General features: G+C 69.0%; 12 protein-coding genes. 3 read left to right on the top strand and 9 right to left on the bottom strand.

Annotated features, from left to right (window positions below):
- Positions 1 to 199: 199 nt before the first annotated feature.
- On the top strand, positions 200 to 994 hold the full coding sequence (locus AC06FE_RS16635; protein WP_313254963.1) for an undecaprenyl-diphosphate phosphatase: 795 nt from the start codon (positions 200 to 202) through the stop codon (positions 992 to 994).
- 83 nt (positions 995 to 1,077) lie between these two features.
- Entirely contained in the window at positions 1,078 to 1,896 is an 819-nt protein-coding gene (locus AC06FE_RS16630) for an META and DUF4377 domain-containing protein (RefSeq protein ID WP_192288311.1), read from the top strand.
- A 97-nt stretch (positions 1,897 to 1,993) separates the two neighbouring features.
- On the opposite strand, the gene AC06FE_RS16625 is transcribed toward AC06FE_RS16630, so the two are convergent.
- From AC06FE_RS16625 to AC06FE_RS16610, 4 genes are read right to left on the bottom strand one after another with little or no spacing between them, the layout of a single operon-like run.
- Positions 1,994 to 2,602, bottom strand: coding sequence for a YbhB/YbcL family Raf kinase inhibitor-like protein (locus AC06FE_RS16625; RefSeq protein WP_478073669.1), 609 nt, complete (start codon positions 2,600 to 2,602; stop codon positions 1,994 to 1,996).
- Between the two features lie 14 nt (positions 2,603 to 2,616).
- The gene (locus AC06FE_RS16620; RefSeq protein WP_446541629.1) at positions 2,617 to 4,686 is read right to left on the bottom strand and encodes a tetratricopeptide repeat protein; all 2,070 of its coding nucleotides are present in this window, start codon (positions 4,684 to 4,686) and stop codon (positions 2,617 to 2,619) included.
- 59 nt (positions 4,687 to 4,745) lie between these two features.
- Positions 4,746 to 5,735, bottom strand: a complete 990-nt coding sequence (locus AC06FE_RS16615) for a YheT family hydrolase (protein WP_478073723.1) — start codon at positions 5,733 to 5,735, stop codon at positions 4,746 to 4,748.
- A gap of 52 nt (positions 5,736 to 5,787) precedes the next feature.
- Entirely contained in the window at positions 5,788 to 6,579 is a 792-nt protein-coding gene (locus tag AC06FE_RS16610; protein WP_478073668.1) for a lysophospholipid acyltransferase family protein, read from the bottom strand.
- 200 nt (positions 6,580 to 6,779) lie between these two features.
- On the opposite strand from AC06FE_RS16610, the gene AC06FE_RS16605 reads away from it, so the two are divergent.
- Positions 6,780 to 9,350, top strand: coding sequence for an EAL domain-containing protein (locus tag AC06FE_RS16605; protein WP_323437742.1), 2,571 nt, complete (start codon positions 6,780 to 6,782; stop codon positions 9,348 to 9,350).
- Positions 9,351 to 9,518: 168 nt separating this feature from the next.
- Here the strand turns inward: AC06FE_RS16605 and AC06FE_RS16600 are convergent, their stop codons facing one another.
- The 5 genes from AC06FE_RS16600 to AC06FE_RS16580 are packed head-to-tail and all read right to left on the bottom strand — an operon-like array spanning position 9,519 to position 13,638.
- Positions 9,519 to 9,944: a hotdog fold thioesterase gene (locus AC06FE_RS16600; RefSeq protein WP_132862351.1), complete on the bottom strand. Its 426-nt coding sequence runs from the start codon at positions 9,942 to 9,944 to the stop codon at positions 9,519 to 9,521.
- 25 nt (positions 9,945 to 9,969) lie between these two features.
- Positions 9,970 to 11,940, bottom strand: a complete 1,971-nt coding sequence (locus AC06FE_RS16595) for a phospholipase D family protein (protein WP_478073667.1) — start codon at positions 11,938 to 11,940, stop codon at positions 9,970 to 9,972.
- Positions 11,937 to 12,506 carry a YceI family protein gene (locus AC06FE_RS16590; protein WP_132862349.1) on the bottom strand — a complete coding sequence of 190 codons (570 nt, stop codon included), beginning with the start codon at positions 12,504 to 12,506 and terminating at the stop codon, positions 11,937 to 11,939. Before AC06FE_RS16590 ends, AC06FE_RS16595 begins: the two co-directional genes overlap by 4 nt.
- A gap of 4 nt (positions 12,507 to 12,510) precedes the next feature.
- A complete protein-coding gene (locus AC06FE_RS16585) occupies positions 12,511 to 12,987 on the bottom strand; it encodes a SixA phosphatase family protein (RefSeq protein ID WP_478073666.1) in 477 nt (158 codons plus the stop codon).
- Between the two features lie 18 nt (positions 12,988 to 13,005).
- A complete protein-coding gene (locus AC06FE_RS16580) occupies positions 13,006 to 13,638 on the bottom strand; it encodes a ParA family protein (protein ID WP_132862347.1) in 633 nt (210 codons plus the stop codon).
- Positions 13,639 to 13,701: the final 63 nt, after the last annotated feature.

Raw genomic sequence — 13,701 nt, 5'->3', positions numbered from 1 at the left:
TGGGTGATGACGTATGGGGTGAATGAGCAAATAGCGTGCCAACCCCGAAATCATCGCAAGTGATTGTTTTTGTTTGGTGAAAGTTGCAATTGCATCGACCGGCTTGCACCACGGAGGTGCAAACGGCGTGCACGGCACCATGCAGGTGCAACACATCACTTGGACTATGCTGTACCGGCCTTTTTTCCCACCGATCTCCATGTCCGACCTGCTCTCCGCCCTCCTGCTGGGCATTCTCGAAGGCCTCACCGAATTCCTCCCCATCTCCAGCACCGGCCACCTGCTGATCGCCCAGCACTGGCTGGGTAGCCGCTCGGACTTCTTCAACATCGTGATCCAGGCCGGTGCCATCCTGGCGGTGACGCTGGCGTTGCGGCAGCGGCTGTGGACGCTGGCCACCGGCCTGGGCCAGCACGAGAACCGCGACTACGTCATGAAGCTGGGCGTGGCCTTCCTGGTCACCGCCGTGGTCGGCCTGCCGGTACGCCTGGCCGGCTGGGAGCTGCCGGAAACGGTGACCCCGGTGGCGTGGGCGCTGGTCATCGGTGGCGTCTGGATGCTGGCCGCCGAACGCTTCGCCGCACGCCTGCCCGACCGCGAGACGGTCACCTGGACGGTGGCCATCGGCGTCGGCCTGGCACAGGTGGTGGCCGGCGTGTTCCCCGGCACCTCGCGCTCGGCGGCGGCCATCTTCCTGGCCATGCTGCTGGGCCTGACGCGCCGCGCCGCCGCGGCCGAGTTCGTCTTTCTGGTAGGTATTCCCACCATGTTCGCCGCCAGTGGCTACGCGTTCCTGGAACTTGCCAAGGACGGGCAGCTCGGCAGCGAGAACTGGACCGACGTCGGCGTGGCCTTCACCGCCGCCGTCATCACCGGTTTCGTGGTGGTGAAGTGGCTGCTGGACTACATCAAGCGCCGGCCCTTCACGGGCTTCGCGCTATACCGCATCGCACTGGGCATTGGCTTGCTGCTGTTCTTGCCTGCTGGAAACTGAACGCGCCCCGGCGCCTTCAACCCCGGCCGGCAGCTTCATCCGTTTGTCGTCCCGAATCCTTTCCATAACCCAAGGAGTTGTCCATGAAGCGCATCCTCATGCTGGCCCTGCCGCTGGCCCTGATGGCCGCCTGCAGCAACCCGTCGCAGACGACCACCAAGAGTGAAGCCACCCCCGCCGCCAACACCGCCACCCCGGCCGCGGCGGCCTCGATCGACGCCACCCAGCTTGGCGCCAACCACTGGCTGCTCGACACCGCCGTGGATTCGGCCGGCAAGCGCGTGGACGCGCTGTTCGTGCGCGCCGACAAGCCGGTCACGCTGGACTTCAAGGACGGCCGCCTGAGCGTGAGCAATGCCTGCAACGGCATGGGCGGTGGCTACACGCTGGAAGGCGACGCACTCAGCGTCGGCAACATGATGTCCACCAACATGGCCTGCGGCGAGCCGGGCGTGATGGCGCTGGACGGCCTGGTCAGCGAGCGCCTGCAGGGCAAGCTGACGATCCGTTCGCTGGATGCGTCGCAGCTGGTGCTGGCCGCCGCCAATGGCGACGTGCTGACCTTCCGCGCCGAGCCGACCGCCGAAGCCCGCTACGGCGGCGAGGGCGAGCGCGTGTTCCTGGAAGTCGATGCACAGACCAAGCCCTGCACCCATGGCGTGATGCGTGATGCACAGTGCCTGCAGGTGCGCGAGGTGAAGTACAACGAGCAGGGCCTGGAGCAGGGCAAGCGCGGTGAGTGGGAGAACTTCTACGGCAACATCGAGGGTTACACCCACCAGCCGGGCGTGCGCAACGTGCTGCGCCTGAAGCGTTTCCAGGTGAAGAACCCGCCGGCCGACGCGTCTTCGCTGGCCTACGTGCTGGACATGGTGGTCAGCTCGGAGCAGGTGGGCAAGTAAGCCACCGCTGCGAAGCAGACGACGAGGGCGCCGCAAGGCGCCCTCGTCATTTCGGTTCCCTGCCGCCGTGTGGCGGCAGCGCGCCCGGCAGTACCGGTCAGAGGTGCGGGTTCAGCGTGTAGGTGCCGTGCAACGCGGCTTCGGCCAGCACATGGCCCTGCATCGCGCTGAACACATCGGCGGCGGTGAAGGCGCCTTCCACCGGCAGCGACGCCACGTCCAGCGCGAACACGCGGAAGAAATAGCGGTGCGGGCGCTCGTCGTTGAACGGCGGGTACGGGCCGTCATAGCCGAAATAGGTGCCGGCCATGTCGAGGTCACCGGCGAACCAGCCGGTGTAGTCGTTGATGCCCTGGCGCGCGCCGGCCGGGCCTGCCGGTTGCTGCTTGCCATGCGCGGTGAAGCCGTCGCTGCAGCTGCCGGCGGCAATCTCCTGCACGTCGGCGGGGATATCCACCATCACCCAGTGCACGAAATCAGCGCGTGGCTGGTCCAGCGGGATGCCGACATCGTCGCGACCGACCAGCTCGGCCACGGTCGGCGCGTCCGGGTCCACGCACAGCAGGGCGAACGAGCGCGTGCCTTCGGGCACGTCGTGCCAGGACAGCTGCGGGTTGCGGTTGCCGGCAACGCCGGACGGCTGGCCGGCGGCGAACTCGGCCGGGATCGGCTGGCCGTTGCTGAAACTCTGGCTGTCCAGTTTCATCGGGGGTCCTCGGGTCAGGCTTCGGGGTAGCCCAGTCGCACCGCGACCGGGGTGAGATACAGGAATTCCGCCGCCAGCACCTGGGCGTAGCGGCGCCAGTGGCCGGCCTCGACGGTGCCCGGGCCGAGGCTGCGCACCTGCGGGAAGCGCACGCCGAAGGCCTGCTCCAGCAGCGCGCCCATCGCCGCCGGGTCGTTCACCGCCTCGTCGGTGCGGAGGATCAGGTGCGGGTACAGGTCGCCCTCGTGCAGCTCGGCCACCTGCTCCACGGAACGTGCCAGCCACTGCGCCGCGTCCATCGACGAGGTCAGCGCCAGCGGCGCGGGTGCGCCCAGCGCCAGCCATTCGATGAACATGTCGCGCGGATCGCGCACCGCCACCACCAGACGGCCTTCCGGCAACTGCGGGCGCAGCGCCCACAACAGCGCGTTGTCCCACCACAGCAGCCAGTCGATGACGTTGCCATCGGCAATGCCGCGCGCCGGCAGCTGCTCGCGCCACTGCTGCACCAGCTGCTCGGGCGTCAGCGCATCGGTGGCCAGCCGCTGCAGGGTCAGGTAGTTCTGGAAACCATCGGTCGGCGGGGTGGCACCGAAACGGTCGGCGCGCAGCACCCGGCTGCCGGCCGCCATCACCGTCACCACGCGCTCCACGCCCGAGCCCGGCGCGCCCCAGACGAACAGCGGGCGCATCGCGTTGTCGTCGGCCACCTCACCCAGCGCCGGCCATTCCACCGGGGCCTTGGCCTGCGGCGGCAGCGGCAGGCGCGTGGCGGCCTGCTCGGCATGCAGCTGCAGCCAGGTGGCCACCGCGCCGGCCGGGTTGCCGCCACGGTCCTGCACGGTGCCCAGCCAGCTGCGCAGGTTCGGCCGCGCGGCTTCCGGGGCGCTGTCGATCAGTGCCTGGACATGCGCCGCTGCCGCGGGCGCATCGCGCAGCAGCAGGGCTTCGACGATGCGCTGCTCGGCGCTGACGCGGCCCGGCTCCAGCGCGGCGATGCGGCGGGCGATGGCCTCGGCCGCGTCGCTTTCCTCGTTCATGTCATGCAGCCGCATGCGGGCTTCCAGCGCCGGCACATGGTCGGGCATGGCCGCCAGCCAGCGCTCGACCACGGCCACCGCTTCCGGGCTGCCCACCGCCGGGATCGCCAGGCGGGCCAGCCACAGGTCGTGCAGCTGCGGGTGGGCTTCCAGTGCCGCATCCAGCGCGGCGCTGGCTTCCTCCTCGCGCCCCAGTCGCTGCCAGGCCACCAGCAGCATCTGCAGCGTGCCGCGGTCACCGGGCAACTGCGACAGCAGCGGGCGCAGGTGTTCCAGCGCCTGCAGCGGCTGGCCGGAGGCCAGCTCCAGTTCGCCGGCCAGGCGACGCAGGCCGGGGGTGTCGCCCCCCTTGCTGGCCAGCACCTCGCGCATCACTTCGGCCGCGTTGTCGACATGGCCCTGGCGCAGCGCCAGCTGCACCAGCAGGCCGCGCAGCGCCTGGTTGTCCGGGACCAGTTCGAGCACGCGGCGGAAGGCCTGCTCGGCGAACGCCGGCATGTCCTTGCCCAGATAGGCGAAGCCCAGTGCGTAGAGCAGGCGCGGATCGCGCGGTAGGCGCTCGACCGCGGCCGACAGCACGCCCAGCGCGCGGTCCAGCTCGCCGCGGCGCAACGCGACCATGCCCTGCACCGCACCCAGCTCCGGGCTGTCCGGGTCCACGCGTTCGGCCAGGCGGATCAGGCGGTCGGCTTCGTCGATGTCCTCGCGGCCCAGCGCCAGGTGCGCCTGCATCAGGTAGGCGGAGAATTCATTGGGGTTGAGCGCGGTGCTGCGGTCCAGCGCCTGGTCGGCGGCCTCGAGCTGGCGCAGGGCCAGCAGCAGGCCGGCGTGCTGCAGGTGCAGGGCGGCCTCTTCCGGTGCCAGCGCCAGTGCCTGGTCCAGGCTGGCCTGGGCCTGTTCCAGCTGGTTGTCCTGCTGCAGGGCCAGCGCCAGCCAGCGATGGGCCTGCGCCTGCTGCGGTTCGGCCGCCACCCATTCGCGGGCCAGGGACACCGCGTCGTCGTTGGCGTTGCGGCGCAGGGCTTCGATGATCTTGTCTTGCATGGCGGTCCAGCGTGAGCGCAAAAAACCCATTGTAGCGGGCGCGCCCGCCGCGCCACGGTTCAGCCTGGCAACGCCGCCAGCAGTTGCCGGGTGACCCAGCGCTCGGAGAAGCCATCGCCGCGCAGGTTCTCGATGAACCCGCAATGCCCGCCCCAGCGCGCGATCTGCAGGCGTGCGTGGTTCGGCAGCTGCCAATGGTCGAAGGTGGCGAAGGGGATGACCGGGTCGTCCTGCGCCATCAGGATCTCGGCCGGCACCTGCAGCCCGGCCAGCTTGTGGCCGGCGATCGAGTAGCCCTCGAAGTAGTCCTGCAGCGTGGGGAAGTCGGTATGCCGGTTCACCAGCCAGCCGGTCAGCGCGCGGATGTCCAGCTTGAGCACGTCGTCGTCGCAGTCGGCCAGCTCGGGGAACAGCGCGCGCTTGCGCCGCAGCGAGCCGGTCCACTTGCGGCGGAAGTACCAGTCGTACATCGCCGGCCCGTGCTCGATGCTCTCCATCGTCACCGCCGGGTCCAGCACCGGGCAGACCGAGGCCACGTGCCGCAGGGGCACGCCCGCGGCCGGTGCATGCAGGGCCAGGCGCAGCACGAAGTTGCCGCCCAGCGAGTAGCCGGCGGCCACCATCGGCAGGTCCGGGAAACGGCGTGCCACGTCGCCGGCGGCCTGCACCACTTCATCGATGCGGCAGGAGTGGAAGATGCCCGGGTTCAGGTGGTGGGTGTTGCCGTGGTCGCGGAAGTTCAGCCGCACCACGTCGAAGCCGGCCTCCAGCATGCGCGCGGCGGTCATGCGCATGTAGCTCGACTCGGTGCTGCCTTCCCAGCCATGCAGCAGCAGCGCCAGCCCGATCGGGGCACGGCCCGGCACGCTGCTGTGCCAGCCCTGCAGGCGCACGCCGTCACCGCCGTCCAGGATCAGTTCGCGGTTGACCGCGCCGGTGGCGGCCAGCAGCTGCAGGCCGCGGCGCAGGCGCAGCCGGCTCGAAGCCAGCATCGATTGCAGGTGGGGATTGCGCAGCCAGCGCGGCGGCAGGTAGTCGGCGGCGTTCAGCGCGTCCGGCTGGCGGCTTTCCGACGACGGCAGGCGCACGACCGACATCGCCTCACGGCCCTTCCATCACCGCCACGATGCGCGCACGCGAGGTTTCGGCGATGCGGCGGCGACCTTCCAGGTCCTGGCTGCCGATCGGCGCGAGGAAGTGCACCTGCGCCGCACGCGCCGGCTCGCCGAGCAGGCGCAGGAAGTTGCCGAAGAAGCTCTCGCTCGGCCCGAACGCCACCATGGTCTGCGCGTCACCGCGCACGCCGTAGCGCAAGGCCACCGGCTGCACCGGCACGTTGGCCTCCACCGCCGCCTGGAAGATGCGGGCGTGGAACGGGCCCACTTCGTGGCCACCGCGGGTGCGGCCTTCGGGGAACACCGCCACCGGCCGCTGTTCGTTCAGGCGCTTGACCATTTCCTCCATCACCCCACCCAGCGACTCGGTGTTGCCGCGCTGGTGGTAGATGGTATGCCCACGGCTGGCCAGCCAGCCGACCAGCGGCCAGCCGGCGATCTCGCGCTTGGCGACGAAACCGACCATCTTCTGGCTGTGGATCATGCAGATGTCGACCCAGCCCACGTGGTTGGCCACGAACAGCACCGGCCCCGGCAGCGGCTGGCCGAAGCGCTTGAGCCGGAAGCCGAAGATCCACATCAGCACGCCCGACCACCAGCGCACCACGCGGTGCTCCAGGGGATCGGCAGGCCCGCCGATGCGGCCGAATGGCGGGGCCATCAGCAACAGGATCAGCGGCAGGAACAGGACGATGTGCACCAGCAGCAGCGGGACGCGGTACAGGTAACGGAACACGCGAGCCACACCGCCCTGGCGGGCGGGACGGGGGGAGATCATCCGCGCACGATACCGGATGCGGTCCGGCTTGTGCCAGCGACTGTTACGGCGGCAGGGTATTGCTGCCAGGACACGGAAAGGTGCGTTGCGGCACAGTATCCAGACATCACGCGGGCCAAGGGGCCCGGCTGGACCTTCAGCGTTACCCTTCCCGCGCCGTAAGTGTGTAAAACGGTTCCAACGTTCAGGGGAGCGTGGTGATGCACCGGCAGCTGCTGTCATCGACAGAGGACATGCTGCATTTCTTTTCTGCCGCGCTGGAGCGCATTGGCAGCGGCGTGATCCTGTTCGACGAACAGAACACCATCCTGTACCTCAACCGCGCCATGGAGACCATCTCCGGCTGGCCGCGCGAGGAAATGCTGGGCAGGAACCTGGGCCAGCTGGCCCCGCCCTCCATGCGCGAGCGCTATGACACCCGCCTGTACCCGGGGGCCAGCAACCGCGTGCAGGAACTGGCCCTGGCGCCGCATGACATCCAGCTGGTGCGCAAGGACGGCAGCCACTGCTGGATCAGCGTGACCCTGTCGCACGTGTCCAGCGGCGGCCGCGACATCCACATGGCGCTGATCAGCGACGTCACCGCGCGGCGCCAGGCGCAGGAGCGCGAGCGGCTGCTGTCGCTGGGGTTCGACGAGACCCAGAGCGCGGTGCTGATCACCGATGCCCAGGCCCACGTGGTCTACCCGAACAAGGGTTTCCGTCGCCTGTTCGGCTTCCTGGACAGCGAGCTGCTCGGCCGCTACGTCCCCACCCTGCTGGCGCCGGACGATCATTCCGGCGAACAGATGGCCGCCTACATGACGCGGCTGATGTCCGGGCAGTCGATCCGCGCCGACGAGCGCCTGTACCGCAAGGACGGCCAGCCGCTGTGGTGCTCGGTCACCATCAACCCGATCTTCGACGACTACGGCAAGCTGGTGAACATGGTCGTGGTGCTGACCGACATCACCCGCACCAAGGTGCATGAGGTCCTGCAGCACCGCATGCTCGATGCGATGGTGCGCGAGGTACCCACCGCCGAGATCATGCAGATGATGTGCGAGGAGGTGGAGAAGATCGCCCCGCAGGTCACCTGCTCGGTGCTGCGCGTGGAGGACGGCCGGCTGCGCACGCTGGCCGCGCCCAGCCTGCCGGAGGCCTACAGCAAGCTGGTCGATGGCACGCCGGTCGGCCCGCATTCGGGCAGCTGCGGCACCGCGGCCCATTGCGGTGAAACCGTGGTCGCGCGCGACATCGCCAGCGACCCCAACTGGGAGGGCGTCAGCCACCTGGCCCTGCAGTACGGCCTGGCGGCGTGCTGGTCCACGCCGATCAAGTCCAGCGACGGCCGCGTGCTGGGCACCTTCGCGTTCTATTACCGGCAGCCGATGGAGCCGGACAGCTTCCACCGGCGCCTGGTCGAGGTGATCGTGCACCTGTGCGCGCTGGCGCTGGAACGCGAGGAAGCGCGCAACCGCATCCGCCGGCTGGCCTTCTACGACGACCTCACCGGCCTGCCCAACCGCAGCCTGCTGCATGCCCGTGCCGACCAGGCGATCAGCGCCGCCGGCCACACCCACCAGTCGCTGGCGGTGCTGTTCATCGACCTGGACCGCTTCAAGCAGGTCAACGATTCCTTCGGCCACCCCGGCGGCGATGAACTGCTGCGGGTGGTCGCGCGCCGCCTGCAGGAGCAGACCGGGCCGATGGACATCGTCGGCCGCCTGTCCGGCGACGAGTTCGTGGTGGTGCTCAACGGCTGCGACGCGCAGGGCGCCGACGAACACAGCGAACGCCTGCTGCGCGCGTTGGGCGAGCCGCTGCAGCTGGGGGAGATGGAGATCCGGCCCTCGGCCAGCATCGGCATCAGCGTGTTCCCGCACGACGGCACGAGCATGGAAACCCTGCTGCACCGCGCCGACATGGCGATGTACCAGGCCAAGCACAGCGGCCGCAACCTGGCCCGTTTCTACAGCTGCGAGATGGATCAGAGCGCGCAGGAGCGGCTGGCGCTGGAGAATGCCCTGCGCGAAGCCCTCGCGCTGGGCCAGCTGCAACTGCACTACCAGCCGCAGATCGACCTGCACGATGGCCGCCTGCACAGCGTCGAGGCCCTGGCCCGCTGGCACCACCCGCGGCTGGGCAACGTGCCGCCGGTCCGCTTCATCCCGCTGGCCGAGGAAACCGGCCTGATCGGCGACCTTGGCCAATGGGCGCTGCACGAGGCCTGCCACCAGCTGGCCGACTGGCGCGAGGATGGGCTGGAGGTGCCCTCGGTCTCGGTCAACCTGTCACCGACCAACTTCCACAGCCCGGCGCTGGCCGAGATGATCAGCCGGATCCTGCACGAGCACGGCCTGTCGGCGTCGGACCTGATCCTGGAAATCACCGAGGACGTGCTGCTCGACGCCGACCCGGTCACCCTGCAGACCCTGCGCAAGGTGCATGCGCTGGGCGTGCGCCTGTCGATGGACGACTTCGGCACCGGCTATTCCAGCCTGAGCTACCTGCGCCAGCTGCCGATCAGCGAGCTCAAGCTGGACCGCAGCTTCGTCAACGGGATCGAGCGTGACAGCGTGGCCAGCGCGCTGACCCAGGCCATCGCCCACATCGGCCAGAGCCTGCACCTGAAGGTGGTGGCCGAAGGCGTGGAAAGCAGCGAGCAGCTGCGCCTGCTCGGCGAGCAGGGCTATCACATCGCGCAGGGCTTCCACTTCACCCCTGCCCTGCCCGCGCCGGCATTGGCGCAATGGGTACGCGAGCATCTGCCGGCGATGGTCGAGGGCTGAGCGACGGCTACGGCGGCGGGGCAGTACCCCTCCCCTGGGCTTCGCCAAAGGGAGGGAGTGGTTCGGCGGGGTCGGACCGATCACGGTAAAGCCGTATGGCCCCCTCCCTTGCACAGCAGGGGAAGGTTGGGGAGGGGTAAGCCGCAGGTATCGCGCGTCAATGCCCGCTCAGCGGGCCACCACCGCCAGCGTCAGCCGCGAAATGCACACCGGCTTGCCGTCTTCGTTCTCGATGCGGATCTCCCACACCTGGGTGGTGCGGCCCACGTGCAGCGCACGCGCGGTGCCGGTGACCACGCCGGTGCGCGCCGCGCGCAGGTGGTTGGCGTTGATCTCCAGCCCCACGCAGACCTGCTCGGCCGGGTCCACGCACAGGTTGCCGGCGCTGCTGCCCAGGGTTTCGGCCAGCACCACCGAGGCGCCGCCGTGCAGCAGGCCATACGGCTGGCGGGTGCGTTCGTCGACCGGCATGGTGGCCTGCAGCCAATCCTCGCCGGCGGCGGTGAACACGATGCCGAGGTGGTCGATCAGGGTGTTGCGGCTCAGGGCATTGACCTGTTCCAGGTCGACGGGAGCGCGGAATACTCGGGACATGGCTTGAACCTTTGCGGGGACGCAGTCAGAGGATGGGCACCAGCCCGGCGCCGAAGGCAGTGAGCATGCGCACCAGCAGCCATTTCGGGCCGACGTCCACTTCCGGGAAATCGCCGATGGCGGTGTAGCAGGCGCGGAAGCCGGGGTCCTGCCGCGGCAGCGGCCGCGGGCAGTCCGGGCCGGGCTTGAACTCATAGATGGTGGCGTAGCGCCATGGCCAGAAATCGAGCACCGGCAGCGCTTCGGACGCCTTGCCGATGCTGTAGTTCAGGCCGGAGAACACCGGTGCCTTCTCGCGCGGCGCCACCACCCAGGAGTTGTCCGGGGCGATGTCGCGCTCGATGCTGCGCGCCAACTGCTCGGCGAAGGCGGCATCTTCGATGATCACCGCGCCCTCGGTGTTGTAGTTCTCGCTGCGCGGGTCGAAGTTGTGGGTGCCGATCACGCCGATGCGGCGGTCCACCACCAGCGACTTGGCATGCAGGCCCATGCGCGCGCCGCTGCGGGTCACCGGCAGCGGCCGGTTGGCCGCGCGCCGGCTCAGGAACGAGGGGCGCGTCTCGGTGCGCAGCACCTCGCGTTCGACGTCGCTGCCTCCGGGCGTGTTGCGCCGGCCCGAGCCGCTGCCGCGCACGTTGCTGCCGGCCGCGCTGCCGCCGATCACCCGGTTGCGGCCGGACGGCACCGATTCGACGTCCACCGGCTCGGGCAGCAGCCCGGGGTAGTTGACCGGCGCATCGAGCGGGAACGGCTTGTATTCGTAGATGTTGAAGCCCAGTTCGCGCAGGTTGCGGCGCTTGTACTTGTACGACAGCGCGTAGACGATCGGGTTGTCGGTGGCGGCCAGGCTGTTGGTCGAGACCACCACCCGCGGCGCGGCCTCGCGCTTGCGCAGGTCGCGGAACAGCTGCTGGGCCGGCTTGGACAACACCAGGTACGGCGTCTGCAGCAGCACTTCGGTCCTGGCCGAGGCGATCAGGGCATCCAGCCGCGGCTCGGTGACATGCTGGCCATCGTCCGGATCATCGTCCTCGCGGCGATGCTTGCGCGGCAGGTCGGCCACGTAGGCCACCGACCGCACCGGCAGCGCGGTCTGCACGAAGGCCTCGTCGATGAAGGCCGGGTCGGCTGCCTCCTCGCCCACCCGCTCGATCCGCTCCGGGTGGCGGAAGTTGGCCTGCGGCATCGCCGGCACCCCCTGCTTGAGCAGGGCCCGGCCCACGTCGTTGAGCCGTTCGGCCGGCACGCTGCGCTGCGCGACCCAGAACGACTCAAAGTTGGCGGCCATTTCCCGCGCCTCCGGACCGGCGACGATCACGTCACGATCGCGGAAGTTGTACTCGTTGTCCCAGTCGTAGTAATCGTCCTGGTAGTTACGGCCACCGACCACCCCCAGCACGTCGTCGATCACCAGCAGCTTGTTGTGCATGCGCTGGTTGAAGCGGCGGAAGCAGCACAGCACGCTGCCGGCGTAGTCCAGGTAGTTCAGCTTGGCCTTGCCGAAGGCAGGGTTGTAGACGCGCAGCTCGAAGTTGGCATGCGCCCCGGACAGGGCGGCCAGCATCTGCACGTCGGAGATCGCCGAGAGCTGGTCGATCAGCACCCGCACCTTGACGCCGCGCCGGGCGGCGGCCAGCAGTTCGTCGATCACCAGCCGCGCACTGTCGTCGGTATCGAAGATGTAGGTCTGCAGGTCGATGCTGCGGGTGGCGCTGCGGATCAGGTTCAGGCGCGCCACCAGCGCCAGTTCGCCCTCGTCCACGATGGTGGCGTAGTGGCGCGGCAGCCCGGGCGCCGATTCGGTGATGGCCTGCCCGCCGAGCGCGCGCAGCGGCGAATCCAGCGCGCAGCGGTCCGGCCGGTCGCAGTCCACCACGGTCGAGCGCGCGGCGATGGCAATGCCTTGGGCACGGTCGCGCTGCTGCGGCGACAGCGAGGCGCAACCGCCGGCCAGCAGCACCGCCAGCAGCAGGAAAAGTCGTACGAAAGGGTTCACTTTGGGGGGGCGCTGCTCAGGCGCGTACGCAATATGAAGGTCACTCGATCACCCAGGGCCATCTGCCAGCTGTCCATGCCATACCGCCCGCGCTGGACGGTGCCCCGGCTGACGAGGTCGCAATCATAGCCGGGACGTGCGCATTCAGGCTTTGCCAGGTGCAGCGTCTCCCGGCGGCTGATGCCGCGGATGGTCAACCAGCCATTGACGTCGCCGCCCTGGTGGATCAGCTCCGGAGAGTACGGATCGGAGCGGAACTCGATCACCGGGTAACGCGCCACGTCGAAGAAATCCTCGCCGCGCATCCAGCCGGTGTAGCGCGGCTTGTCGGGGATCTCGACGTATTGGGTGTACATGCGCAGCACCACCTGGTGCTGCCCGTTGGGCAGCGCGGTGGCCTGTGCATCGAAACGGCGGAACACCCCTTCGATCTTCTGGCCGAAGCGGGTGCGGATCTCGAAGCCGAACTGTGAATGAGCCGGGTCGAACTGGGGCGGTTCCGCCGCGAAGGACGAAACCGGCCCGATCAGCAAGCCCAGCAGCAGCCCGCCACGGAACAAACCCATGGACTTACGGCCACCAGAACGCCGCCAGACGGGCAATGCCCGGTTCTATCGATGCCTCCATCGGCAGCGAAAGCACCGCCACCGAGGCCGGCGGCATGCCGCGGTAATCCCCGGACTGGCCGCTGTGCATCAGCGCCACCAGCTGTTCCAGGCCCGGGTTGTGGCCCACCACCAGCAGGCGTTCGACCTCGCGGTGTTCATCCAGCAACGCGGCCAGGGTGCCGGGCACGGCGTCGTAGATGCGCTCATCCAGCCGCTGCTCGACGTAGCCGGTCAGTGCCAGCACCGCCTCCAGCGTCTCGCGGGTCCGCCGCGCCGGCGAACACAGCACCCGGTCCGGGGTGAGCTTCTGCTCCAGCAGCCAGCGCCCGGCGGCCTCGGCCTCGGCCAGCCCGTGCGGGGAAAGGGGACGATCGATGTCGGCCAGACCGTTGTTGGCCGGTTCGGCATGGGCATGTCGCAGCAGGATCAGTTCACGCATGGCCGGGGAGTACTCCTGTCAGACCTTGTTCAACCATTTGAGTAGCGGCTCCCAGTCCTGCTGGTGCTCGCGTACCTGGGCGGAGTGATAGTCGAACAGGCTGCGGCCCAGCCCGACCATCACCACGTAGCTTTGGCTGTCGCGCAGCTGCGCGACCACCTCATACGGCCATTGGCCCAGCATCTGCCGGGCCTGTTGCGATGTCTGCGTCCACGGTTTGGTGCGGTTGAGCACCAGCCCCACCGGCAGCGCGCGCGAATGCACGCGCTTGAGCTTGGACAGGCTGTTGAGGAAGCCGACGATGGCCTCGATGTCCAGGGCCGAGGGCAGGACCGGCACCACCACCGCGTCGGCGATGTCGGTGAAGCGCTCCAGGTCCTCGCCGTAGGCGCCGGCGGGGGCATCGATGATGACCTGCTCGGTGCCGTCGGGGATCAGCTTTTCCCAGTTCTTCTTGCGGTGCACGTCGACCGGCAGCACGGCGCTGTCCAGCATGGCCCGGCGCTCGGCCCAGCGGCTGCTGGAGCCTTGCGGATCGGCATCGGCAATCACCGTGGCATGGCCTGCCAGGGCCGAATGCGCGGCCAGGTGGGTGGCGATGGTGGTCTTGCCGACACCGCCCTTGGAGCCGGCTACCAGGATCGTCTTCATGCACGCCTCGTTTCCGCGGAACGTTCCCGCAGCGTACACCGCGTTGCATGACCAAAGGTAGTC

The organism is Stenotrophomonas sp. Steno-C18 (assembly GCF_056393195.1).
Note: the sequence above shows the minus strand (reverse complement) of the source record. Positions and strands in the feature narration are given on the sequence as shown.

What these genes read in the sequence shown, in the direction of transcription:
- AC06FE_RS16635 (WP_313254963.1), top strand. Translation starts at nt 200, where the DNA reads ATGTCCGACCTGCTCTCCGCCCTCCTGCTGGGCATTCTCGAAGGCCTC.
- AC06FE_RS16630 (WP_192288311.1), top strand. Translation starts at nt 1,078, where the DNA reads ATGAAGCGCATCCTCATGCTGGCCCTGCCGCTGGCCCTGATGGCCGCC.
- AC06FE_RS16625 (WP_478073669.1), bottom strand. Translation starts at nt 2,602, where the DNA reads ATGAAACTGGACAGCCAGAGTTTCAGCAACGGCCAGCCGATCCCGGCC.
- AC06FE_RS16620 (WP_446541629.1), bottom strand. Translation starts at nt 4,686, where the DNA reads ATGCAAGACAAGATCATCGAAGCCCTGCGCCGCAACGCCAACGACGAC.
- AC06FE_RS16610 (WP_478073668.1), bottom strand. Translation starts at nt 6,579, where the DNA reads ATGATCTCCCCCCGTCCCGCCCGCCAGGGCGGTGTGGCTCGCGTGTTC.
- AC06FE_RS16605 (WP_323437742.1), top strand. Translation starts at nt 6,780, where the DNA reads ATGCACCGGCAGCTGCTGTCATCGACAGAGGACATGCTGCATTTCTTT.
- AC06FE_RS16600 (WP_132862351.1), bottom strand. Translation starts at nt 9,944, where the DNA reads ATGTCCCGAGTATTCCGCGCTCCCGTCGACCTGGAACAGGTCAATGCC.
- AC06FE_RS16590 (WP_132862349.1), bottom strand. Translation starts at nt 12,506, where the DNA reads ATGGGTTTGTTCCGTGGCGGGCTGCTGCTGGGCTTGCTGATCGGGCCG.
- AC06FE_RS16585 (WP_478073666.1), bottom strand. Translation starts at nt 12,987, where the DNA reads ATGCGTGAACTGATCCTGCTGCGACATGCCCATGCCGAACCGGCCAAC.
- AC06FE_RS16580 (WP_132862347.1), bottom strand. Translation starts at nt 13,638, where the DNA reads ATGAAGACGATCCTGGTAGCCGGCTCCAAGGGCGGTGTCGGCAAGACC.